1 protein-coding gene is annotated in these 323 nt (G+C 42.4%); it reads left to right on the top strand.

What is annotated here, in order from left to right; all coding sequences use genetic code 11:
- On the top strand, positions 1–323 hold a 323-nt coding region (locus tag PL9214_RS29535; RefSeq protein ID WP_139295219.1), incomplete at both ends, for a DUF4347 domain-containing protein.

Genomic DNA, 323 nt, shown 5'->3' with positions numbered 1-323 from the left:
ACTTCAGCAGTGGGGAAAAGCCCTAACAAAAACCGCCGATATTTTAGTGTATGGATGTGAAGTAGCAGCCGGAAAAATAGGAGAAAAATTCATCCAGCACCTGAATCAAATGATAGGGGCCAACATAGCAGCATCCAGCCAAAAAACTGGCAATGCGACCCTAGGAGGAGACTGGAAATTAGACAAAACCATCGGGTCAATAGAAACCCCCCTAGCTTTTTCAGCAGTAACAATGAAAAGCTATGCTGGAGTATTAGCAATCAAAGACTTCGATGTTAGCTCAATCTTCAGCGATGATGTCATTATTAACTACAATAACGGCA

Source organism: Planktothrix tepida PCC 9214 (genome assembly GCF_900009145.1).
Taxonomy (GTDB): Bacteria; Cyanobacteriota; Cyanobacteriia; order Cyanobacteriales; family Microcoleaceae; genus Planktothrix; species Planktothrix tepida.
Note: the sequence above shows the minus strand (reverse complement) of the source record. Positions and strands in the feature narration are given on the sequence as shown.